At 59.6% G+C, this 21,729-nt stretch carries 19 protein-coding genes and 2 tRNA genes; 3 read left to right on the top strand and 18 right to left on the bottom strand.

Going from position 1 to position 21,729, the window contains the following annotated elements; translation table 11 throughout:
• Positions 1-3 precede the first annotated feature (3 nt).
• From rplI to rnr, 6 genes are all read right to left on the bottom strand, one after another.
• Complete coding sequence (gene rplI, locus FHW68_RS15935; protein ID WP_003197251.1) at positions 4-450, bottom strand: 50S ribosomal protein L9; 447 nt, start codon at positions 448-450, stop codon at positions 4-6.
• A 19-nt stretch (positions 451-469) separates the two neighbouring features.
• Positions 470-1,363, bottom strand: coding sequence for a hypothetical protein (locus tag FHW68_RS15930; protein ID WP_095634018.1), 894 nt, complete (start codon positions 1,361-1,363; stop codon positions 470-472).
• A gap of 36 nt (positions 1,364-1,399) precedes the next feature.
• Entirely contained in the window at positions 1,400-1,630 is a 231-nt protein-coding gene (rpsR, locus tag FHW68_RS15925) for a 30S ribosomal protein S18 (RefSeq protein WP_002551829.1), read from the bottom strand.
• A 28-nt stretch (positions 1,631-1,658) separates the two neighbouring features.
• The gene (gene rpsF, locus FHW68_RS15920) at positions 1,659-2,081 is read right to left on the bottom strand and encodes a 30S ribosomal protein S6 (RefSeq protein ID WP_095052890.1); all 423 of its coding nucleotides are present in this window, start codon (positions 2,079-2,081) and stop codon (positions 1,659-1,661) included.
• Positions 2,082-2,331: 250 nt separating this feature from the next.
• On the bottom strand, positions 2,332-3,099 hold the full coding sequence (gene rlmB / locus FHW68_RS15915) for a 23S rRNA (guanosine(2251)-2'-O)-methyltransferase RlmB (protein ID WP_095634017.1): 768 nt from the start codon (positions 3,097-3,099) through the stop codon (positions 2,332-2,334).
• A complete protein-coding gene (gene rnr, locus FHW68_RS15910; RefSeq protein ID WP_183681213.1) occupies positions 3,096-5,726 on the bottom strand; it encodes a ribonuclease R in 2,631 nt (876 codons plus the stop codon). Before rnr ends, rlmB begins: the two co-directional genes overlap by 4 nt.
• A 226-nt stretch (positions 5,727-5,952) precedes the next feature.
• On the opposite strand from rnr, the gene FHW68_RS15905 reads away from it, so the two are divergent.
• The 3 genes from FHW68_RS15905 (at position 5,953) to FHW68_RS15895 (ending at position 6,673) form a co-directional block, all read left to right on the top strand.
• Positions 5,953-6,039, top strand: a tRNA-Leu gene (locus tag FHW68_RS15905).
• 166 nt (positions 6,040-6,205) lie between these two features.
• Positions 6,206-6,292, top strand: a tRNA-Leu gene (locus tag FHW68_RS15900).
• Positions 6,263-6,673 carry a hypothetical protein gene (locus FHW68_RS15895; protein WP_183681211.1) on the top strand — a complete coding sequence of 137 codons (411 nt, stop codon included), beginning with the start codon at positions 6,263-6,265 and terminating at the stop codon, positions 6,671-6,673. Before FHW68_RS15900 ends, FHW68_RS15895 begins: the two co-directional genes overlap by 30 nt.
• On the opposite strand, the gene FHW68_RS15890 is transcribed toward FHW68_RS15895, so the two are convergent.
• The 12 genes from FHW68_RS15890 to FHW68_RS15835 all read right to left on the bottom strand — a co-directional run bounded on the left by FHW68_RS15890 (position 6,670) and on the right by FHW68_RS15835 (position 21,672).
• Positions 6,670-8,604, bottom strand: a complete 1,935-nt coding sequence (locus FHW68_RS15890) for a methyl-accepting chemotaxis protein (protein ID WP_183681209.1) — start codon at positions 8,602-8,604, stop codon at positions 6,670-6,672. The two genes, FHW68_RS15895 and FHW68_RS15890, sit on opposite strands and share 4 nt — an antisense overlap.
• Before the next feature lie 149 nt (positions 8,605-8,753).
• A complete protein-coding gene (locus tag FHW68_RS15885) occupies positions 8,754-10,043 on the bottom strand; it encodes an adenylosuccinate synthase (protein WP_007902666.1) in 1,290 nt (429 codons plus the stop codon).
• 54 nt (positions 10,044-10,097) lie between these two features.
• Complete coding sequence (locus FHW68_RS15880) at positions 10,098-11,285, bottom strand: ATP phosphoribosyltransferase regulatory subunit (protein ID WP_183681208.1); 1,188 nt, start codon at positions 11,283-11,285, stop codon at positions 10,098-10,100.
• Between the two features lie 315 nt (positions 11,286-11,600).
• Entirely contained in the window at positions 11,601-12,470 is an 870-nt protein-coding gene (hflC, locus tag FHW68_RS15875; protein ID WP_095634783.1) for a protease modulator HflC, read from the bottom strand.
• Positions 12,470-13,642, bottom strand: a complete 1,173-nt coding sequence (hflK, locus tag FHW68_RS15870) for an FtsH protease activity modulator HflK (RefSeq protein ID WP_183681206.1) — start codon at positions 13,640-13,642, stop codon at positions 12,470-12,472. Before hflK ends, hflC begins: the two co-directional genes overlap by 1 nt.
• Positions 13,643-13,738: 96 nt before the next feature.
• Entirely contained in the window at positions 13,739-15,040 is a 1,302-nt protein-coding gene (hflX, locus tag FHW68_RS15865; RefSeq protein WP_183681204.1) for a ribosome rescue GTPase HflX, read from the bottom strand.
• Positions 15,041-15,052: 12 nt separating this feature from the next.
• Positions 15,053-15,313, bottom strand: coding sequence for an RNA chaperone Hfq (hfq, locus tag FHW68_RS15860; protein WP_007902656.1), 261 nt, complete (start codon positions 15,311-15,313; stop codon positions 15,053-15,055).
• Between the two features lie 92 nt (positions 15,314-15,405).
• Positions 15,406-16,377 (bottom strand): tRNA (adenosine(37)-N6)-dimethylallyltransferase MiaA, encoded by a 972-nt coding sequence (gene miaA, locus FHW68_RS15855; RefSeq protein WP_095634782.1) that lies wholly within the window; start codon positions 16,375-16,377, stop codon positions 15,406-15,408.
• On the bottom strand, positions 16,377-18,275 hold the full coding sequence (gene mutL / locus FHW68_RS15850; RefSeq protein ID WP_183681459.1) for a DNA mismatch repair endonuclease MutL: 1,899 nt from the start codon (positions 18,273-18,275) through the stop codon (positions 16,377-16,379). The genes miaA and mutL overlap by 1 nt, the downstream gene beginning before the upstream one ends.
• 8 nt (positions 18,276-18,283) lie before the next feature.
• Entirely contained in the window at positions 18,284-19,714 is a 1,431-nt protein-coding gene (locus FHW68_RS15845; protein WP_183681202.1) for an N-acetylmuramoyl-L-alanine amidase, read from the bottom strand.
• On the bottom strand, positions 19,715-20,185 hold the full coding sequence (tsaE, locus tag FHW68_RS15840; protein ID WP_183681200.1) for a tRNA (adenosine(37)-N6)-threonylcarbamoyltransferase complex ATPase subunit type 1 TsaE: 471 nt from the start codon (positions 20,183-20,185) through the stop codon (positions 19,715-19,717).
• Positions 20,173-21,672 (bottom strand): NAD(P)H-hydrate dehydratase, encoded by a 1,500-nt coding sequence (locus tag FHW68_RS15835; RefSeq protein WP_183681198.1) that lies wholly within the window; start codon positions 21,670-21,672, stop codon positions 20,173-20,175. Before FHW68_RS15835 ends, tsaE begins: the two co-directional genes overlap by 13 nt.
• Positions 21,673-21,729 lie beyond the last annotated feature (57 nt).

Genomic DNA, 21,729 nt, shown 5'->3' with positions numbered 1-21,729 from the left:
TGCTTAAGCTGCTACCACGACAACGCGTACGGTGGCTTCAACTTCGGCGTGCAGGTGCACGGCTACGTCGAATTCGCCTACGTTGCGGATGGTGCCGTTCGGCAGACGAACTTCGCTTTTTGCAACTTCAACGCCAGAGGCGGTCAGTGCATCAGCGATGTCGTGGGTGCCGATCGAACCGAACAGCTTGCCTTCGTCACCAGCGGTGGCAGTGATAGTCACTTCCAGCTCAGCCAGTTGGGCGGCACGGCTTTCAGCCGAAGTTTTACGGTCTGCTGCGGCTTTTTCCAGCTCAGCGCGACGCTCTTCGAACGCAGCCAGGTTGGCAGCGGTCGCAGCGGTAGCTTTGCCGTAAGGCAGCAGGTAGTTACGACCGTAACCAGCCTTAACGTTCACTTTGTCACCCAGGTTGCCCAGGTTGGTGACTTTTTCCAGAAGGATCAGTTGCATGTGAAAATCCTCTTAACTTTTAACCTTCACCGTTCGCGCTATCGGCATCTTTGGGTGCCGAACGACCGCGAAAATCAATCAGGCTGTCGACGATGGCCAAGACCACCAGCAACGGATAGATCAGCTGCATGAACAGCAACAGCGTGACGTACAACCCCACCAGCCAGAACTTGGCCAGTCGCTTTTGCGCCACCAGCCCATGAATCAGGGCCAGCCCGGCGAACACCAACGGTACACTGCACAACGGTGTCAACATGGCCATCTGCGAGCCTAAGTTAGGCCCCAGAAGCATCAACACCAGCAGTAACATCGCCGGTAAAAGCGGGATTCGGATGGCGCGAAACTCGCGACCAAAACCACCCGGGTTGTACAACAACGCCTGCCAGTAGCGCCCGACAATCAGGCTCAGCACACTGACGATTTGCAACAAAGCCGCAATCAGGCCGGTCAGGACCGGTGCAATCAGGGACGCGAAACGCGCTTGCTCGTCTACCGACAATTGCTGGTAGGCATCACCGAGTAGCGACGGCATGACTTTTATCAAAGCCTGCGCCAGCATCTCGATCTGGGGCGCAAAAGCCGCCCCCAGCACCACTGAAAACACCAATCCCATCGCTATGCTGACCAGCAGCACGCGGTTCCAGGACTCGCTTGCGCGCAAAACCAACGCAAGGCTCGAAGACCCCAGCAGCACCAGAAGTGCCCGTGGGTCGTCGGAGTAAAGCCACCAGATCAACGCCGGCAGCAGCCCCAGAGCAAGAACGCCCATGGCGTCCTTCAATCCGCGCCGCAGGAGCACAAGGCTTCCTGCGGCAGCACCCAACCAATACAACAACGGCAACGTTGCACATCCGGCCACTACCAGAGTGGCCTGCATACGGCCGCGCATGATGAACTCAGCTAAGGCGCGCATGCATTCAATCCTTTGCTACGTGTCGACTGCCCGGTCTCAGCGGCCGTGGCTGTCGGTGTAGGCCAGCAGGGCCAGGAAGCGGGCGCGCTTGATAGCGGTGGCCAGCTGACGCTGATAACGAGCTTTGGTACCGGTGATGCGGCTTGGAACGATTTTGCCGGTCTCGGATACGTAAGCTTTCAGAGTGTTGAGATCTTTGTAATCGATCTCTTTCACGTCTTCAGCGGTGAAGCGGCAGAATTTACGACGACGGAAGAAACGTGCCATGTAATAGGCTCCTCAAAAGGTCCGTGGATTACTCGTCAGCGTTATCGCTGGCGTCGCTGTCATCACCATCAACGCTATCAGCGTCGGAGTGCTCAGGACGGTCGCGACGCTCACGGCGCTCACTGCGGTTTTCTTCAGCCTTGAGCATCTCGGATTGGCCGGTAACGGCTTCTTCGCGACGGATGACCAGGTTACGGATCACTGCATCGTTGTAGCGGAAGTTGTCTTCCAGCTCGGCCAGGGCCTTGCCAGTGCATTCAACGTTCAGCATCACGTAGTGAGCCTTGTGAACATTGTTGATTGCGTAGGCCAGTTGACGACGGCCCCAATCTTCCAGACGGTGGATTTTGCCGCCGTCTTCTTCGATCAGCTTGGTGTAACGCTCAACCATGCCGCCGACTTGCTCGCTTTGATCCGGGTGGACCAAAAAGATGATTTCGTAATGACGCATGAATGCTCCTTACGGGTTGTAGCCTGCCGCTCAAAAGCGGTCAGACAAGGAGTGAATGACACTTATGGACTTGCTTGCGATAGACACATGCGTGCCTGCCGTCACAGCAAGGGGCGCAATTGTAGAGAAGGGGCGAGAGAGGCGCAAGGCAATTGGTGATTATTTGAACAATCACGATTATTTGCCCAAAACACAAACCACTGTGGGAGCTAGCCTGCTAGCTCCCACAGGAGGGGGGTTTACCGCTGAATCAGGACTTCTTGGCAGCCGCCTTGGCCTTGGCACCACGCTGGCGCTGGGCCTCGAACAGGCAGACACCGGTTGCCACGGACACGTTGAGGCTACTGACGCTACCTGCCATCGGCAGGTTCACCAGGTAGTCGCAATGCTCGCGGGTCAGGCGACGCATGCCTTTGCCTTCAGCGCCCATGATCAGAATGGTCGGGCCGGTCAGGTCCTGGTCATAAATACTGACCTCAGCCTCACCCGCCGTACCGACAATCCACAAACCGCGCTGCTGAAGTTTTTCCAGAGTGCGCGCCAGGTTGGTCACGGCCACCAGCGGAATCACTTCCGCGGCACCACAAGCGACTTTTCGTACCACCGGGGTCAGCGTGGCTGACTTGTCCTTGGGCACGATCACTGCCAGCGCGCCGGCGGCATCGGCCGAGCGCAGGCAAGCGCCAAGGTTGTGCGGATCGGTCACGCCATCGAGCACCAGCAACAGCGGTGCGCCTTCGGTACGGTCGAGCAATTCGTCGAGCATCGCTTCGCCCCAGACCTGGCTCGGACTCACCTCCGCGACAACGCCCTGGTGCACGCCTTCCACCCACGCATCCATTTCACGACGTTCAGCCTGACCGACCGCTACGCGATTTTCGGCAGCGAGTCCGATCAGCGTCTGCACCCGCGGATCACTGCGGCCTTCAGCCAGCCAGATCTGTTTGACGCGCTTTGGGTGGTGACGCAACAACGCTTCTACAGCGTGCACGCCATAGATTTTTTCCAACTGACTCATGACTTGGCCTTAGGTTTACGCGCCCCGCCGCTTCTGGCGGCGGGTGCAGAACCCGCTTTGGGCGGGCCTTTACGGTGTTTGCTCGGTTTAGCTGGCTTGCCGCCGGAGGCCTTGTCAGGCGCCGACCGCCCGGTCTTTCCCCCAGACGCCGCTTTACCACCGCTTTTCGCTTCAGCCAGCAACGCCTGCTTCATTTCACGACTTTTACGCAACTCGGCGTTTTTTGCCGCGGCATCGCTCGGGCGATAGGCTTCGACGGCCTTTTCCTTGGCAGGACGACGGCCGGTTTTCGCCGACGCCGGTTCTGGGGTGGATTTGGTAGCCGGAGCAGCAGTTTCAGCCCCACGCTTCTTGCGTCCGATCGGCGCGCTGATGGTTTTTTCAGCCATCTCGAAGTCGATCTTGCGCTCGTCAAGGTCGACTCGCATGACGCGAACCTCAACGGTGTCGCCAAGGCGGAAGCTGCGACCGGTACGCTCACCGGCCAGGCGGTGATGTACAGGATCGAAGTGGTAGTAATCACCCGGCAGCGCGGTGACGTGCACCAGACCCTCGACGTAAATGTCAGTCAGCTCGACGAACAGACCGAAACCGGTCACGGCGGTGATCACACCCGGGAACGATTCGCCCACGCGATCCTTCATGAACTCGCACTTGAGCCAGTTCACTACGTCGCGGGTCGCTTCGTCGGCACGGCGTTCGCTCATCGAGCACTGCTCGCCGAGCTGCTCCAGGATCGCTTCGTCGTATGGATAGATGCGCGCTTTCGGAATGGTCATCGCGCCGGCACGGCGAACGTGCGGGGTGTCCATTTTCGAATGGATGACGCTGCGAATCGCCCGGTGCGTGAGCAAATCCGGGTAGCGACGAATCGGCGAAGTGAAGTGGGTATAGGCTTCGTAATTCAGGCCGAAGTGGCCCTGGTTATCAGCGCTGTACACCGCCTGACTCAACGAACGCAGCATGACAGTCTGGATCAGGTGGAAATCCGGACGGTCCTTGATGCTGGCCAGCAACGCCTGGTAATCCTTCGGCGACGGACCATCCTTGCCTTTGTGCAGGGACAGGCCGAGTTCGCCAAGGAAGGCGCGCAGTTTTTCCAGACGCTCCGGTGGCGGGCCATCGTGGACGCGATACAGCGCAGGGATTTCGTGCTTCTTGAGGAATTCTGCAGTGGCCACGTTGGCGGCCAGCATGCATTCCTCGATCAGCTTGTGGGCGTCATTGCGAACGGTCGGACGGATTTCGGCGATCTTGCGCTCGGAGCCGAAGATGATCCGGGTTTCCTGTGTTTCGAAATCGATCGCGCCGCGCACGTGACGGGCCGCGAGCAGAACCTTGTACAGCGCATACAGCTGCTTGAGATGCGGCAGGACGTCGGTGTATTCACCACGAAGCTGACGTGCTTCAGCGGCTTTCGGCGTCTCCAGCATGGCGCTGACCTTGTTGTAGGTCAGGCGCGCATGGGAGTGGATCACCGCTTCGTAGAAGCAGTAGTCGGTCATCTCGCCGGATTTGGAGATGGTCATCTCGCAGACCATGGCCAGGCGATCGACATGCGGGTTCAGCGAGCACAGGCCGTTGGACAGCTGCTCTGGCAGCATCGGCACGACGCGCTCGGGGAAGTACACCGAGTTGCCACGAACCTGGGATTCGTTATCCAGCGCCGAACCGATTTTCACGTAGCTGGAAACGTCGGCAATCGCCACGTACAACTTCCAGCCACCAGAGAACAGGCGCAGCTTGCCCGGCTTGGCTTCGCAGTAGACCGCGTCATCGAAGTCGCGCGCATCTTCACCGTCGATGGTCACGAACGGCAGATGGCGCAGGTCGATGCGCTTCTCTTTGTCTTTTTCTTCGACTTCCGGCTTGAGCTTGGCGGCTTCCTTGAGCACCGCTTCAGGCCAGACGTGCGGAATATCGTAGGTGCGCAGGGCGACATCGATTTCCATGCCCGGCGCCATGTAGTTACCCACGACTTCGACCACGTCACCTTGCGGCTGGAAGCGTGGCGTCGGCCAATGGGTGATCTTCACTTCGACGAACTGACCGATCTGGGCATTGGCGTTGCGGCCCGGCGTCACCAGCACTTCCTGCTGGATCTTCGGATTGTCCGCGACGACAAAACCGATACCGCCCTCTTCGAAGTAACGACCGACGATGCTCTCGTGGGCACGGGACACCACTTCGACGATCATGCCTTCACGGCGACCGCGACGATCCAGGCCGGAAACACGCGCCAGGGCACGATCGCCATCGAATACCAGACGCATTTGCGCCGGGCTCATGAACAGGTCGTCACTGCCGTCGTCCGGGACCAGAAAGCCGAAGCCGTCGCGGTGACCGCTGATGCGGCCCAGGATCAGGTCGAGCTTGTCTACCGGCGCATAGGTGCCGCGACGGGTATAGATGAGTTGAGCGTCGCGCTCCATGGCGCGCAGGCGGCGGCGCAGGGCTTCGATCTGGTCTTCTGTGGTCAGACCAAACTCTTCGACCAGTTGCTCGCGGTTAGCAGGCGAGCCTCGATCAGCAAGGTGCTGAAGGATCAGTTCGCGGCTAGGAATAGGGTTTTCATATTTTTCCGCTTCACGAGCGGCCTCGGGATCGAGGGACTGCCAATCGGCCATTAGAGAGTTTTCACCTTGTCTATATGCGGGTTAGTTTGGCATAGGCGTAATGAAACGGGAAATTTCAGGCTATGACAGCCCATCTAAAGCCCTTTATCGACATCGCAAAGCTGATTTGAATACCACTGGAGAAATTTTCCAGGTTTTTTCTATGCCGGGGGTTTACAGTTAAAAAGACGCTCCGTATAGTGCGCGCCATCGACGACGCACACGCGCTGCCGATACTGCCCAGATGGTGAAATTGGTAGACACGCCAGCTTCAGGTGCTGGTGACCGCAAGGTCGTGGAAGTTCGAGTCTTCTTCTGGGCACCAATTTCGAGCTTGAGATTAGATCAATTTCAAGGCTCACACAAAAACCCGCGAAAGCGGGTTTTTTTTATTTCAGGCTTCCGGTTTATTAAAATTAAATCAGGGGTTTACAGATCAAAATGCTCTCCGTATAGTGCGCCACATCAACAGCGGCAACGCTAGCGATTATGCCCAGATGGTGAAATTGGTAGACACGCCAGCTTCAGGTGCTGGTGACCGCAAGGTCGTGGAAGTTCGAGTCTTCTTCTGGGCACCAATTCAAATTCAAGGTCACGATCTTGAATTTCACAGAAACCCGCGAAAGCGGGTTTTTGCGTTTCTGGCGTTCGAAAACTTCATAAATGTCAGCACGGCCTCTGCAAGAGCTGCCGGGCTGCGCTCTTTTGATTTCAGCGATTTCAGTTGCGCCAACAATCAAGATCAAAAAATCGCAGCCTTCGGCAGCTCCTACGGGAGATCAAGCGTTATGCCGCCTCTTGCTAACAAACTCTCCCTCTGCGCAGAGTCGCTGAAAAGCTTCGCGGGCAAGCCTCGCTCCTACAGGAATTGCGTCGTGCGCACATTTCGCGAACGACACTACACCGTAGGAGCGAGGCTTGCCCGCGAAGGCGTCAGACTTGCAGACAAAAAAACCTAAGCCCGGAACTGCCCCAGGCTCGCCTTCAACTGCGCCGCCAAGCCATCCAGCACCTTGCCACTGGCCGTGGTTTCCACCACCGCCTGAGCAGCCTTCTCGGCCTGCGCATGGATGGTCTCAACCCGCCCGCGTACCGCCTGTGCACCTTGCGCCTGATGCGCCGCAGCCTGAGTCGCCAGACCGATTGCCGCATGCACCTGCTCCACCGACGCCTGCACCGACTGCTGCAACCGCGCACTGTCGCGCAATACCAGCAAACCTTCGCTGGCCTGACGCCCGGCCTGCCCGATTGCCGCAACGGCCTCACGCGCACCTTGCTGCAACGCAACGATGTGGGCCTGAATGTCGCCGGTCGAGCTTTGAGTCTTGCTCGCCAGCGCCCGCACCTCATCCGCCACCACGGCAAACCCGCGACCGGTCTCACCAGCACGCGCCGCCTCGATGGCTGCGTTCAATGCCAGCAAGTTGGTTTGCTCGGCGATCCCGTGAATCACCGTCAGCACCACTTCAATCTGCTCACTTTGCTGTGCCAGGCGTTCGATGACTTTCGCGCCCGTGTCGACCTGCCCAGCCAACGCTTCAATCAGGCTGCCGACTTTCGCCGAGGTCCGGGTGTTTTCATCCGTGGCCTGACGAATGCCCACCACCTGCTGCAAGGCGGCTTGCATGGCGTGGCTTTCAGACTGGGCTTCGTCAGCCATTTGCGACAACGCCCGCAAGCTTTCGGCCACCTCGTCGCGCTGCATACCCGCCGCCGCATCGGCGCCGGCATTGCGCAAGGTCATGGCGCCGATTTCGACGCCGGTCCGCTGGGCCACATCGCCCGCCTCCCGCACGATCGGCTGCAACTTATCCACAAAGCGATTGACCGCCGAGGCCATGTCACCAATCTCATCCTGGCTGTTGATCTGCACACGCTTGGTCAGATCACCCTCACCTGCCGCCAGGTCATCCATGGCGGCGATCAGCAGCTTCAAGCGATTGACCACTCGACGACCCAGCACCACCGCGAGCAACAGCAGCACACCAAAACCTACCAGCGCCAGGCCCATGCCGATGCGCCAGCGCAAAGTCCCGGCAGCTTCCTGCACGGCCGTGGTGGTATTGGCTTTCATTTCAGTGGCGGTGGACTGCGCCGATTGCAGACGCCCGCGCATCGCCGTCGCGCTGTCAGCCGCCGCGCCTTTGAGGCTGTCACCCACCAGTTGATCACTGCTGACGATCAGCGCCGAGAATCGCTTGTCCAGCGCCGCCACATCGGTTTCCACGGAGGCGGTCGAGACGCCCATCAATACCTTGCCGATCTCCACCCCATTGGGGTTGATCGAGGCTTCAAGGTAGTAGACCGACGGATCGTTCTTCGCCGCATCCAGCACCTTGTCCAGCGCCCGCTCGCCCTGGCCTTTTTCCAGAAGCGCCTTGTTGATCGGGTTCTCCCGGTTGAGGTAGCGCGTCAGGTGCTGGCCCGTGGCGTCGTCGTAGACCACGAACAACACATTGGGATTGCGCTGGGCGCGGCGAGCGAATTCGGAAAGGGTGGGGATGTCGCTGTCCCACATGGCGCGGGGTGCGACCGAGGCCAGAAGCTGCGCCATGTCGTTGGCCGAATCCTTCAGGTCCTTCTCCAGCGTCGCACGCAACTGCGCCTGCTCATCCTTCAGACGCGAAGACAGCCCGGCTGTCAGGCGCTGACGGGTACTGGTGGACAAGCTATCCAGGCTCGACGTGACTTCACGCCCTGCCTGCTCAAGTTCACCGGAGAGTTTTTGGCTGTCAGCGCCCAGCCGCACACCCAAATCAGCTTCCAGCGCAGTCACTGTGCTCCGGGTCAGAGCGACAGCCACCAGCACCTGCACCAAAAGGGCGATACCAAGGGTAACGAACACAGGCCGCAAGAGACGGCTTTGTAACAGTGAGAGAACGGCCGACACTGAAAATCCCTCTGCTTTGACGCCATCAAATTGATGGCACGTCAGAAACGATGCTTTTTCAATGTTCACAGCAAAGGTCATGCCGTTCGACAGGCATAAACGACAAAGGCCCCAATTAAGGGGCCTTTGTGTTTTACATCAACGACTTATTAAGCGAATGGGTGACGCAGAACGATGGTTTCGTTGCGGTCCGGGCCCGTCGAAATAATGTCGATCGGCGCACCGATCAGCTCTTCAACGCGCTTGATGTAAGCACGGGCGTTAGCTGGCAGCTCTTCCAGAGTTTTGGCACCCACGGTCGACTCTGTCCAGCCCAGCACTTCTTCGTACACCGGCTGCAGACCCATGTAGCTGTCAGCGTCAGTCGGGGCAACGTCCTTACCTTCTGCATCTTTGTAGCCGACGCAGATGTTGATGGTTTCCAGACCGTCGAGCACATCCAGCTTGGTCAGGCAGATGCCCGAGATGCTGTTCACATCGATAGCGCGACGCAGGATAACGGCGTCAAACCAGCCACAACGACGAGCACGACCGGTAGTCGCGCCGAACTCGTGACCTTGTTTAGCCAGATGCGCACCGACTTCGTCGAACAGCTCAGTCGGGAATGGACCCGAACCTACACGTGTGGTGTAAGCCTTGGTGATACCCAGGATGTAGTCCAGGAACATAGGACCAACGCCCGAACCGGTAGCAACGCCGCCAGCGGTGGTGTTAGAGCTGGTCACGTACGGGTAGGTGCCGTGGTCGATGTCCAGCAACGAACCTTGGGCGCCTTCGAACATGATGTCTTTGCCAGCACGACGCAGGTCGTGCAGCTCGGCAGTCACGTCCAGCATCAGCGGCTTGAGCAGCTCAGCGTATTCTTTGCACTCGGCCAGGGTCTTGTCGAAGTCAATGGCTGGTTCTTTGTAGAAACCGACCAACATGAAGTTGTGGTATTCCACCAGTTCACGCAGCTTGGCTTCAAAGCGCGGCATGTTGAGCAGATCACCTACGCGCAGACCGCGACGGGCAACCTTGTCTTCGTAAGCAGGGCCGATGCCGCGACCGGTAGTACCGATCTTCAGCTCGCCACGGGCCTTTTCACGGGCCTGATCCAGCGCTACGTGGTAGGACAGGATCAGCGGGCAGGACGGGCTGATACGCAGGCGCTCGCGCACCGGTACGCCTTTCTCTTCCAGCTTGATGATTTCCCGCAGCAGGGCGTCGGGGGCAACCACCACGCCGTTACCAATCAGGCACTGCACGCCTTCGCGCAGCACGCCCGAGGGGATCAGGTGCAAGACAGTTTTTTCGCCGTCGATCACCAGGGTGTGACCAGCGTTGTGGCCACCTTGGTAGCGCACTACGGCGGCAGCATGTTCGGTCAGCAGATCAACGATCTTGCCTTTGCCCTCATCACCCCATTGGGTGCCCAGGACTACGACATTCTTACCCATAACACTTGTCCTCATTCGCGCAAACTTGGTGCCGGCGGCGGCCGGCAGGAAAACTCAAGAAGCCAGCGGCAATACTTGCCAAAGCCCGTTCTGCTGAATCAATTGCCGGTCGCAGTCCGCTTCACGGGCGGCGGCCAAAAGCTGCCCAGGCAATGCCTGAACGACACGCTGACCCTCACTGCGCAACTGGCAAACCTGCTGCCAGAGTGCTGCATCCGTACTGTCAGGCATCCAGATACCGCCAGACGGTAGCTCGATGTCAGCACGCCCCAGGGTCACCAGGGTTTTCAAATCGGTAGAGAAACCGGTTGCCGGACGGGCACGACCGAAGTCAGCACCAATGTCGTCGTAACGACCGCCCTGAGCAATGGACTGGCCAACACCCGGCACAAACACGGCGAACACGACACCCGTGTGGTAGTGATAGCCGCGCAACTCGCCCAGGTCGAAATACAGCGGTAACTGCGGGAAACGCGTGGACAGACGCTCGGCAATTGCCAGCAGATCGTCCAGGGCTGCCAGCACGGGCGCCGGCGCATCGGCCAGTCGCTCGCGGGCAGCACCCAACACTTCACGGCCACCACACAGATCGACCAGCGCTCGCAGCATGCCCGACAGATCGGCAGGCAAGCCTTCGGTCAAGGTAATGACCTCATCAATGGCTTTACGTTGCAACGCATCGAACAACTGTTGCTCGACTTCGCCGGACAAACCGGCGGCGCGGGCCAGCCCGCGGTAGATGCCGACATGGCCGAGGTCCATGTGCACATCCGGCACATCGGCCAGTTGCAGCATGGCCAGCATCAGGCTGATGACTTCCACGTCGCTGCTCGGGCTGGCGTCGCCGTACAACTCGGCGCCCAGTTGAATCGGGCTACGCGAGGACGACAAGGCACGTGGCTGAGCATGCAGCACGCTGCCGGCATAACACAGACGGCTGGGGCCTTCGCGACGCAGGGTATGCGCATCGATGCGCGCCACTTGCGGCGTGATGTCGGCGCGGAAACCCATCTGCCGACCCGACTGCGGGTCGATGACCTTGAAGGTACGCAGATCGAGGTCCGAGCCCGCACCAGTCAGCAGGGATTCCAGGTACTCGATATGGGGAGTCACGACAAACTCGTAACCCCAGCTCTGGAACAGATCCAACACCTGGCGACGCGCTACTTCGATGCGCGCAGCTTCTGGTGGCAGTACTTCTTCGATGCCATCTGGCAGCAGCCAGCGGTCTACCGTTGCCATTACGCCATTCCCCTATGATCCGGGCGACAAGCCTTTGGGCGAGCCTTGAGTGAAGCAGAAAATGATCGGCCCATGCACACAAACCGCGCGCATGGACAACGGGGCGAAAAGCCTGAAACCGGCTTCGCCAACCACTTTCCTCGAAAAACCTGTCGAGTCATTCAACTCGGTTGCCTGCATAAACAGCAATCAAACGTGCAGACGCAAAAAAGCCGGGAATTTCCCGGCTGCCGCATCATACACACGTTTTCCCAAAGGATCACCCCGCCCGAGGTTTTAGCCGCCAGGCGGGGGATGATTCAGGTCAACGCCGTATCAAGGCTTGGCTTTTTCCAGGTAACGGAAGAAGTCGCTGCCCGGGTCCAGGACCATGACGTCGGATTTGTTCGCGAAGCTTTCACGGTAGGCGCGCAGGCTACGATAGAACGCGTAGAACTCCTGATCCTGACCGTAGGCCTTGGAGTAGATCGCAGCAGCCTGGGCATCACCGTCACCGCGAACCTCTTCAGATTCACGATAGGCTTCGGCCAGCAGTACGCGGCGTTGACGATCGGCGTCGGCACGGATGCCTTCAGCCAGCTCGTTACCCTTGGCGCGATGCTCGCGAGCCTCGCGTTCACGCTCGGTGCTCATACGTTCGAACACGCTGCGGTTCACTTCCTTCGGCAGGTCGATGGTTTTGACCCGGACGTCGACAACTTCGATGCCCAGCTCTTTTTCCGCCATCTTGTTCAGCGAACTGGTGATGTCAGCCATCAGCGCATCACGCTCACCGGACACTACTTCGTGCAGGGTACGCTTACCGAACTGGTCACGCAGGCCCGACTCCAGACGACGAGAGAGACGCTCGTCGGCAATCTGCTTGAGACCGGAAGTCGCGGTGTAGAAGCGCTCGGCATCTTTCACGCGCCACTTGGCGTAGGCATCGACCATTACGGCTTTCTTTTCCAGCGTCAGGAAACGTTGTGTCGGTGCATCCAGTGTCATCAGGCGCGCGTCGAACTTGCGCACCTTGTTCACGTAAGGCACTTTCACATGCAGGCCCGGCTGAACATCGGCCTGGACTACCCGACCGAACTGCAGCAGCACCGCGCGCTCGGTCTGAGCCACGATGTAGAAGCAGTTCCAGGCAACGATCGCCACCACGACGCCGACAATAAGGGCGATCAGCGATTTATTGCTCATCAGCGACTCTCCCTGGTACGTGCCTGCTGTTGCTGCAGATCAGCTGCCGCACGCGCATTCACTTCATTGCTGCTGGCTGCCGCACCCGTCACCGGAGCGCCAGGGCTGCGACCACTGTCAATCATCTTGTCCAGCGGCAAGTACAGCAGATTGTTCTGGCCATCCTTGTTGCCGGTCACGAGAACCTTGCTGGTGTTGCTGAAGATTTCCTGCATGGTGTCCAGATACAGACGCTGGCGGGTGACTTCAGGAGCCTTGCGATACTCGGCTACCAGTTTGGTGAAGCGATCAGCCTCACCCTTGGCACGGGAAACGGTCTCGTCGCGGTAACCGTTGGCATCCTCGAGGATGCGCTGGGCCTGACCACGGGCTTCCGGCACTACACCGTTGGCGTAGGTTTCAGCCTGGTTTCGCGAACGCTGCTCGTCTTCACGAGCGCGGATCACGTCATCGAAGGCTTCCTGGACTTCACGCGGTGCAGCTGCGCTCTGTACGTTGACCTGGGTAACGGTGATACCGGTGCGGTAAGTATCGAGGAAACGTTGCAGACGCTCCTTGATTTCGCTGGCCATCAACTCACGACCTTCGGTCAGCACCTGATCCATGGCGGTAGAACCCACCACGTGACGCAAGGCACTGTCGGTCGCATGCTGCAGGCTGATTTCCGGCTGATCGACGTTCAGCACGAAGTCTTGCAGGTTGCTGATCTTGTACTGCACGGTCAGCGGCACTTCGACGATGTTTTCGTCTTCGGTCAGCATCTGGCCCTGCTTGGTATAGGCACGCTCGCGCGTGACGTTTTCCATGTACTTGCGATCGATCGGCGGGAAATAGATGTTCAGGCCCGGGCCGACGGTTTCATAGTATTTGCCGAAGCGCAGCACTACGGCTTGCTCCTGTTCGTCGACCACATAGACAGCGCTGTACAGCCACACAGCCACCAGCACGAGCAGGCCGATGCCGAGCAGGCCGCCGAAGCCGCCACTCTTGCCCGGGCGACCGCCCTCGTCACCGCGTTTTCTACCACCACCGAACAACCCGTTCAGGCTTTCCTGCAGCTTTCGGAAGGCCTCGTCGAGATCCGGTGGTCCCTTGCGGTCGCCGTTATTGCGGCGCTTGCCACCCCAAGGATCCTGATTATTCGAGTTGCCACCCGGCTCATTCCAAGCCATAGCGCTCTCCATCTGATAAAGCAAAGACGCACCCACGGCGCGCCGACCAATGCTACAGAATGCCTGTCACCGCGGCACAACCGCTTTCTCAGGCTTTTATTGCAAAGTGTGTTGCTCGATGAATTCCATCGGTTGCAGACCTTCGCGGCTCACGAGTCGATTCAGTTCGATCCGTGGCAAGCGAACGGCCAGCAAGCTGATGCCTTCTTCGTCGTGTTCTTCTTTTTGCACCGCACCCAGTTCGAAAAACTGCGCACGCAGTCGAGCAAAACGTTGCGGCAAGCGCAAGGTGCCAACAAACAAATCACTGCCCAACAGTTCGGCCACGGCCTGCTTGAGCAGGCCAAGACCGGTACCGTCCTTGGCCGACAACCAGACCCGCTGCGGTTTGCCATCGGCATCGCGCTGGATCTGCGGCTCAACACCTTCGAGCAAATCGAGTTTGTTGTATACCTCAAGGATCGGCAAGTCTTGCGCCCCAATCTCCCCGAGTACCACCATGACCTGTTCGATCTGGGCCATCCGTTCAGGCTCATGCGCATCGATCACATGCAGCAGCAGGTCGGAGTTACTCGACTCTTCGAGCGTAGCCCGAAATGCCTCGACCAGTTTGTGCGGCAGGTGGCGGATGAAGCCCACGGTGTCTGCCAGCACGATCGGCCCGAGGTCGTCGAGTTCGAGCCGGCGCAAGGTCGGGTCGAGGGTAGCGAACAGCTGGTCGGCGGCGAAGACGTCGGAATCGGTGACCGAGTTGAACAGCGTCGATTTGCCGGCGTTGGTGTAACCCACCAGTGAAACCGTCGGAATATCAGCACGTTTGCGCCCGCGACGAGATTGCTCGCGCTGGCTGCGGACCTTTTCCAGGCGCCCCTTGATTTGGCGCAGGCGAATCCGCAACAGACGCCGGTCGGTTTCCAGCTGGGTTTCACCCGGGCCGCGCAGACCGATACCGCCCTTCTGCCGCTCAAGGTGAGTCCAGCCACGAACCAGCCGCGTACTCATGTGTTCAAGCTGGGCCAGTTCAACCTGGAGCTTGCCTTCATGGGTGCGGGCGCGTTGGGCAAAGATATCGAGAATCAAACCCGTGCGGTCAATCACGCGGCACTCGAAAATACGTTCGAGGTTACGTTCCTGACTGGGCGTGAGGATGTGATTGAAAATCACCAGATCGACCTGTTCGGCACTGACCAGGTCGCGTAACTCTTCGACCTTGCCGCTGCTGATCAGGGTTTTGGCGGTTGGCCGATGACGCGGCACGTTAAAAAACGCGACGGTCTCGGCGCCAGCCGAAATTGCCAACTCCTGAAACTCCTGCGGATCTTCGCGCGCCTCAGGGTCCTGACCATCCAAGTGAACGAGAATTGCCCGCTCACCACCACCGTGGCGCTCAAAGAACAAAGGAGACTCCTATCAGGCGTTACCTGGCTCAGCGTCACCTGCTTCGGATTCGGTTGCGCTAGGCAGACGAATTGGACGAACCGGCACCACTGTAGAGATAGCGTGTTTGTAAACCATTTGGCTAACGGTGTTTTTCAGCAGGATAACGAACTGGTCGAAAGACTCGATCGTGCCTTGCAGTTTGATCCCGTTGACCAGGTAGATGGAAACCCCCACTTTTTCTTTACGTAAAGTATTCAAGTAAGGGTCTTGTAGCGAATGCCCTTTTGACATGTGCCGCACTCCTTTAAGGATTCTATAAAAAATAGGTAAACAGATGGCTTGGGGCCGTCACACCCCCAAGGATAGACGGCAATTGCAAGGACTCAGCTCAATATGGAGATGGTCCCAAGGTATTTCAAGGCGCGTGGCAGATTGTCGCAATCGAGGCTGTCCAGCCAGTGTAGATCAGCCCAACTGCGTAGCCAGGTGAACTGGCGCTTTGCCAATTGGCGCGTGGCAATGATTCCACGCTCCTGCATCTCGGCTTGCGTCAGCTTGCCATCCAGGTAATCCCAGACTTGTCGATAACCTACAGCACGTATAGACGGCATCCCCGAATGAAGGTCACCTCTATCTCGCAGGGCTACGACCTCGTCGATGAATCCCTGTTCCAACATATTTGTGAATCTTTGTTTAATGCGCTCGTGCAGTACCTGACGATTTGCCGGGGCGATAGCCAAGTTCGCGACAGTATAGGGCAATTGTTGCAGTCCCGAAGCGGCTGCTTCAGTACTTTGCGCAGATTGTCGCAAGCGCAGCTCAGTCATGCTCTGACCACTGACGCGATAAACTTCCAGTGCGCGACTGAGGCGCTGCGGATCGTTCGGATGAATTCGCGCGGCCGATTGCGGATCGATCACCGCCAATTGATCGTGCAAGGCTTGCCAGCCAAGGCGCGCAGCCTCTTCTTCAATTTGCGCGCGCACCTGCGGATCGGCCGCCGGCATGTCGGCCAGACCTTCAAGCAAAGCCTTGTAATAGAGCATTGTGCCGCCTACCAGCAGCGGAATTTTGCCCCGCGCGGTGATCTCGGCCATGGCCTGGAGCGCATCTCGACGAAAATCAGCAGCCGAATAGCTGTCGGCCGGGTCCAGAATATCGATCAATCGATGGGGAAATTCGGCCAATAACTCTTTCGACGGTTTGGCGGTGCCAATGTCCATGCCACGGTAAACCAGCGCCGAATCGACGCTGATCAGCTCGCAGGGCAAAACCTTGGTGAGCTCGATGGCCAGGTCGGTCTTGCCGGCAGCCGTCGGGCCCATCAGGAAAATCGCAGGAGGAAACTGGCTCATCAACGACCGCGCAAAAACAGTTTGTCCAGATCGTCCAGGCCCAATTGGGTCCAGGTCGGTCGGCCATGGTTGCATTGACCGCTGCGTTCGGTGTTTTCCATGTCCCGCAGCAGACCGTTCATTTCCGCCACGGCCAGGCGCCGATTCGCGCGAACCGCGCCGTGGCAGGCCATGGTGCCAAGCAATTCGTTCAGGTGGGCCTGAATCCGGTCGCTGGTGCCGTATTCCATCAAATCCGCCAGAACGTCGCTGACCAGCCGATTGGCTTCTGCCTGTTTCAACAAGGCGGGAATTTGCCGGATGGCCAGGGTTTCCGGGCCCAGACGCTGCAATTCAAAGCCCAGTCGCTGGAACCAGGCGACGTGTTCCTCAGCGCAATCGGCTTCGCGCTGACTGAGGGCCAGAGATTCGGGCACCAACAGCGGCTGACCGCTCAGGCCTTCGCTGGCCATGGCGATTTTCAGGCGTTCGTACATGATCCGCTCATGGGCGGCGTGCATGTCCACCAGCACCAGGCCCTGGGCGTTTTCCGAAAGAATATAGATGCCCTTGAGTTGCGCCAATGCGTAACCCAACGGTGGAACGTCGTCCTGCCCGGCTGGCAGCGCGACCGCGTTGGCCTCGGGTAACGGCGCGAAGAATTCACGGTAGGCCGCTTGAGCTTCGGCGACGGGCACGCCGGATTGAGGCCGCGGCGAGTACTGATATTGATAACCGGCGCCAGCGCCGGAGCCAGCCGGCGTATTGAACGACGGTTGGGCCTGGGGCTGTTCCAGCAGCGCATTGGCCGCCAGACGCATTTCGCCCTGGGGGCCGAACTCACCGGCGTCGAGCCCGGTGGGCCGCACCATCGCGGTCGCGACAGGCGCGGCCAAATGGTCATCCGGACGCACATCGCCGAGGGCGCGGTGCAAAGTGCCATAGAGGAAATCGTGAACCATGCGTCCGTCACGAAAGCGTACTTCGTGCTTGGTCGGGTGCACGTTGACGTCGACGCCCGCCGGATCGACTTCGAAAAACAGCACGAACGTGGGGTGCCGACCGTTGAACAGCACGTCGCGATAAGCCTGGCGCACCGCGTGAGCCACCAGTTTGTCGCGCACGGCGCGGCCATTGACGAAGAAATACTGCAAGTCCGCCTGGCTGCGATTGAAGGTCGGCAACCCGACCCAGCCCCACAAATGCAGGCCATTGCGCTCGATCTCGATCGGCAGTGCCTGCTCCAGAAAACCCGCCCCGCAGATCGCCGCCACACGTCGGGCGCGGGCCGCGTCATCATGAGCTTCGTGCAGGCTGAGGATGGTTTTGCCGTTGTGGCGCAGATGGAACGCCACGTCGAACCGCGCCAGCGCCAGACGCTTGATCACTTCTTGCAGGTGATCGAACTCGGTTTTTTCGGTCTTGAGAAATTTGCGGCGCGCCGGGGTATTGAAGAACAAGTCGCGCACTTCCACCGAAGTGCCCACCGGATGGGCCGCCGGTTGCACGCGCGGCGCCATGTCCCGGCCTTCGGTTTCCACTTGCCAGGCCTGATCGGCATCGCGCGTGCGGGATGTCAGGGTCAGGCGCGCCACGGAGCTGATGGAAGCCAACGCCTCACCCCGAAACCCCAGGCTCATCACCTGCTCGAGGTCTTTCAGATTACGAATCTTGCTGGTGGCGTGACGGGCCAGAGCCAGGGGCAGGTCATCGGCGGAAATGCCGCTGCCATCGTCGCGAACCCGCAGCAGCTTGACGCCGCCCTGCTCCACATCGACATCAATGCGCTTGGCACCGGAGTCGAGGCTGTTCTCCAGCAACTCCTTGATCACCGAGGCCGGGCGTTCAACCACTTCACCGGCGGCAATCTGGTTCGCCAGCCGCGGGCTGAGCAGCTCGATGCGTGCAGCGTTGGTCAGCACCTGGTTCATTCTTTGGCCGCCAGTTCAGTGCCGGGAATGGTCAATGTCTGACCAATTTTCAGCTCATCGCTCTTGAGGTTGTTGGCGTTACGCAAGGTAGCCGGAGACACCTGATAACGCACGGCGATCATCGCCAGGGTTTCGCCAGGATTCACGCGATGGTCACGGGGGCCCTGGGCGATTTTGCCGGAATCGCGCAGCCAGGCAATGTAGGTGCCCGGCGGTGGATTCTGCTGGAAGAACTGCCGCACGCCGCTGCTGATAGAACGCGCCAGCGCTTGCTGATGGTTCGCGGCAGTAAGCTTGGACGCTTCGTTGGCATTGGAGATAAACCCGGTTTCCACCAGGATCGACGGGATGTCCGGCGACTTCAGCACCATGAACCCGGCTTGCTCCACGCGCTGTTTGTGCAGCGGCGTGACGCGACCGATGTTGCTCAAGACTTTCTGGCCTACGTTCAGGCTGGATGTCAGGGAAGCGGTCATCGACAAATCGAGCAGCACGCCGGCCAGCATGCGGTCCTTGTCGTCGAGGCTGACGTTGCCGGCACCACCGATCAAGTCGGAACGGTTTTCGCTGTCGGCCAGCCAACGGGCAGTTTCCGACGTCGCGCCACGGTCAGACAAGGCGAACACCGAGGCACCGAATGCGGCGGTCGAAGGTGCGGCGTCAGCGTGGATGGAAACGAATAGATCGGCGCCTTTCTTACGGGCGATTTCGGTACGGCCGCGCAACGGAATGAAGTAGTCGCCGGTGCGAGTCAATTCGGCGCGGAAGCCTTTCATGCCATTGACCTGACGCTGCAGTTCACGGGCGATGGCCAGCACCACATCTTTTTCACGCTGACCGCGAGAGCCCGAGGCACCCGGGTCCTCACCACCGTGGCCGGCATCGATCACCACAATGATGTCGCGCTTGCCAGCCGGGGCGGGCGGCAATTTGATCGAAGGTTCGGCGGGTGCGACAGGGACCGCAGGCAACGTCGCCACAGAAGGCGCTGGCGCAGGCGGCGGCGCGGCATCGGCCGCATTGTCGAACAGATCGACGACCAGGCGATTGCCATACTGGGCATTCGGCGCCAGGGTGAAGCTTTTTGGTGTGACGGCTTTTTTCAGGTCGATGACCACCCGCAGGTCGGTCGGCGTTCGTTGAGCCGAGCGCATTGCGGTGATCGGAGTATTCGAGGTATTGACGTTCAGCGGCGCCCCCAGGGATGCGCCATTGATGTCGATCACCAGACGATCCGGTGCGGTCAGGGTAAAGACGCTGTGCTGGACAGGCCCTGTCAGGTCAAACACCAGTCGCGTGTTGTCCGGCGCCCGCCACAGGCGAACACTGTTGACCTTCGTCTCGGCCACAGCGTCGACGGTCACCGCCAGAAACAACAATCCTACGGCAGCAACCAACGCGCGAAAGCGCATACCTAACCCCATCATCTAATTGGATTCCAATGCCAAAGCGGCACACCACAACTCGCCACGCGAGCCCTGTGGCGAAATTTTCAGCGAACGCCCGCTGTCTTGCGGGCTAATGGTAATGGTCAGGTCGGGCTTTGGCAAAAAGCCTGCACCCTTCTGGGGCCATTCGATCAGGCACAGCGCGTCGTCTTCGAAATAATCGCGGATACCAAGGAACTCCAGCTCCTCCGGATCGACCAGTCGATACAGGTCGAAATGGAAGGCACGGATCTCTCCTATCTCATAAGGCTCGACCAAGGTGAACGTCGGACTTTTTACCGCGCCTGCATGTCCCAGGCCACGGATGATGCCCCGGGACAGCGTGGTTTTCCCCGTCCCCAAATCCCCTTCGAGAAAAATCAGACCGTGCCCTCCAGTGGTTTGTGCGATGCGCGCACCCAATGCGGTCATCGCCTCTTCATCAGCCAGGTACAGGGTTACTTCAGACACGGTGCTTGCTCCTCCAACAACTGACGAATGGCTGGAATCAGATCACTGGCCGCCAGCCCACGGCCGAATTTACCTTGTTGCTCACCGGCATTGGCGTGCAGCCAGACCGCCAGGCAGGCTGCGTCATACGCCTCCATACCCTGAGCGAGCAAAGCGCCGACCAGCCCGGCCAGCACATCGCCCAAACCGGCGGACGCCATGGCTGGGTGGCCCTGATGACACAGCGCCAGACGCCCGTCGGGGCTGGCGATCAAACTGCCGGCGCCTTTGAGCACCACGACAGCTGTATATTTTTGGCTCAATGCATGGGCAGCGGCCGGACGATCGGCTTGAACTTCGGCAGTCGACAGCCCCAACAATCGCGCTGCCTCGCCAGGGTGCGGCGTGATAACACAATGGGCGGGCACATTCACGCCCCCTTCGGCCAACAGGTTCAATGCGTCGGCGTCCCAGACTTGCGGCAGCGGCGCATTGGCCGCGGCCGACAACAGACTGCGCCCCCAGGCGGCCTGCCCCAGCCCCGGGCCGACGACCAGCACCGTGACCTTCTCAAGCAGCCCCATCAATTGATTGGCCGACGAAATGCCAAGCACCATCGCTTCAGGCACTCGCGCCAATGCAGCGGGAACATGCTCACTGCGAGTGGCCAGCGACACCATGCCGGCGCCGCTGCGCAGGGCGCTTTGAGCGCTGAGCAGGATGGCCCCGCCAAAACCGCGATCACCGCCGATCAGTAATACGTGGCCAAATTTGCCTTTGTGGGATGTTGGAGCACGAGGGGGCAGACGCGGCACATTATCGGCCGTCAGGCGACGGGCACTGACCGGGGCCCCGATAAACGTCTCAGGGGCAGCTTGCAGATCATTGAAGACCAAATCGCCCACCACATCCGCAGCGTCACCGGTGAACAGGCCCAGCTTCAAACCGATGAACGTCACCGTGAGGTCCGCTCGAACCGCAACGCCGAGCTGGCGCCCCGTATCGGCACACAGCCCAGAGGGGATATCCACCGCTGCGACCGGCAGCCCACTGGCGTTGATCGCGCCAATGACACTGGCGTATGGCTCGCGCACTTCACCGGTCAGGCCGGTGCCGAGCAAGGCATCCAGCACAATGCCACGCAATTCTGAATGCGCATTCCAGTCTTGAATCGCGACGCCTTCGGCGACTGCCTCGGCGTGGGCTGATGCGGCGTCGCCCTGCAAACGCCCGGGATCACCGGCGGCCAACACCCGCACGTGCCAACCGGCACGTCGAGCCAGCACGGCCACCAGATAACCGTCGCCGGCATTATTGCCGTGGCCGGCCACCACGCTCAATTCATGCGCAGTCGGCCAATGACGGACCAGCGCGCGCCAGGTCGCTCGCGCTGCACGTTGCATCAATTCGAAGCCCGGTGTACCGGCCGCAATCAGGCTCGCATCGAGCCCTCGGACTTGCGCGGCGCTATACAGCGCGTCGGGTAATTCATCTTTAGTGTGCGGCATGCGTCTTCAGGCTCCGATGTCTGGCAGAATTATACGCACCTCAGCTCCGGTTTCTCT

The organism is Pseudomonas sp. Tn43 (assembly GCF_014192635.1).
Lineage (GTDB): Bacteria > Pseudomonadota > Gammaproteobacteria > Pseudomonadales > Pseudomonadaceae > Aquipseudomonas.
The sequence above is the reverse complement of the archived record's forward strand: the minus strand, read 5'-3'. Positions and strand labels throughout refer to the sequence as shown.

Coding starts and splice junctions, on each gene's coding strand:
- hflC (WP_095634783.1), bottom strand. CDS start 12,470: ATGAGCAATAAATCGCTGATCGCCCTTATTGTCGGCGTCGTGGTGGCG.
- rnr (WP_183681213.1), bottom strand. CDS start 5,726: ATGGCCGATTGGCAGTCCCTCGATCCCGAGGCCGCTCGTGAAGCGGAA.
- FHW68_RS15885 (WP_007902666.1), bottom strand. CDS start 10,043: ATGGGTAAGAATGTCGTAGTCCTGGGCACCCAATGGGGTGATGAGGGC.
- rpsF (WP_095052890.1), bottom strand. CDS start 2,081: ATGCGTCATTACGAAATCATCTTTTTGGTCCACCCGGATCAAAGCGAG.
- rpsR (WP_002551829.1), bottom strand. CDS start 1,630: ATGGCACGTTTCTTCCGTCGTCGTAAATTCTGCCGCTTCACCGCTGAA.
- FHW68_RS15880 (WP_183681208.1), bottom strand. CDS start 11,285: ATGGCAACGGTAGACCGCTGGCTGCTGCCAGATGGCATCGAAGAAGTA.
- hfq (WP_007902656.1), bottom strand. CDS start 15,313: ATGTCAAAAGGGCATTCGCTACAAGACCCTTACTTGAATACTTTACGT.
- FHW68_RS15845 (WP_183681202.1), bottom strand. CDS start 19,714: ATGATGGGGTTAGGTATGCGCTTTCGCGCGTTGGTTGCTGCCGTAGGA.
- rlmB (WP_095634017.1), bottom strand. CDS start 3,099: ATGAGTCAGTTGGAAAAAATCTATGGCGTGCACGCTGTAGAAGCGTTG.
- FHW68_RS15930 (WP_095634018.1), bottom strand. CDS start 1,363: ATGCGCGCCTTAGCTGAGTTCATCATGCGCGGCCGTATGCAGGCCACT.
- hflK (WP_183681206.1), bottom strand. CDS start 13,642: ATGGCTTGGAATGAGCCGGGTGGCAACTCGAATAATCAGGATCCTTGG.
- miaA (WP_095634782.1), bottom strand. CDS start 16,377: ATGAGCCAGTTTCCTCCTGCGATTTTCCTGATGGGCCCGACGGCTGCC.
- rplI (WP_003197251.1), bottom strand. CDS start 450: ATGCAACTGATCCTTCTGGAAAAAGTCACCAACCTGGGCAACCTGGGT.
- FHW68_RS15835 (WP_183681198.1), bottom strand. CDS start 21,672: ATGCCGCACACTAAAGATGAATTACCCGACGCGCTGTATAGCGCCGCG.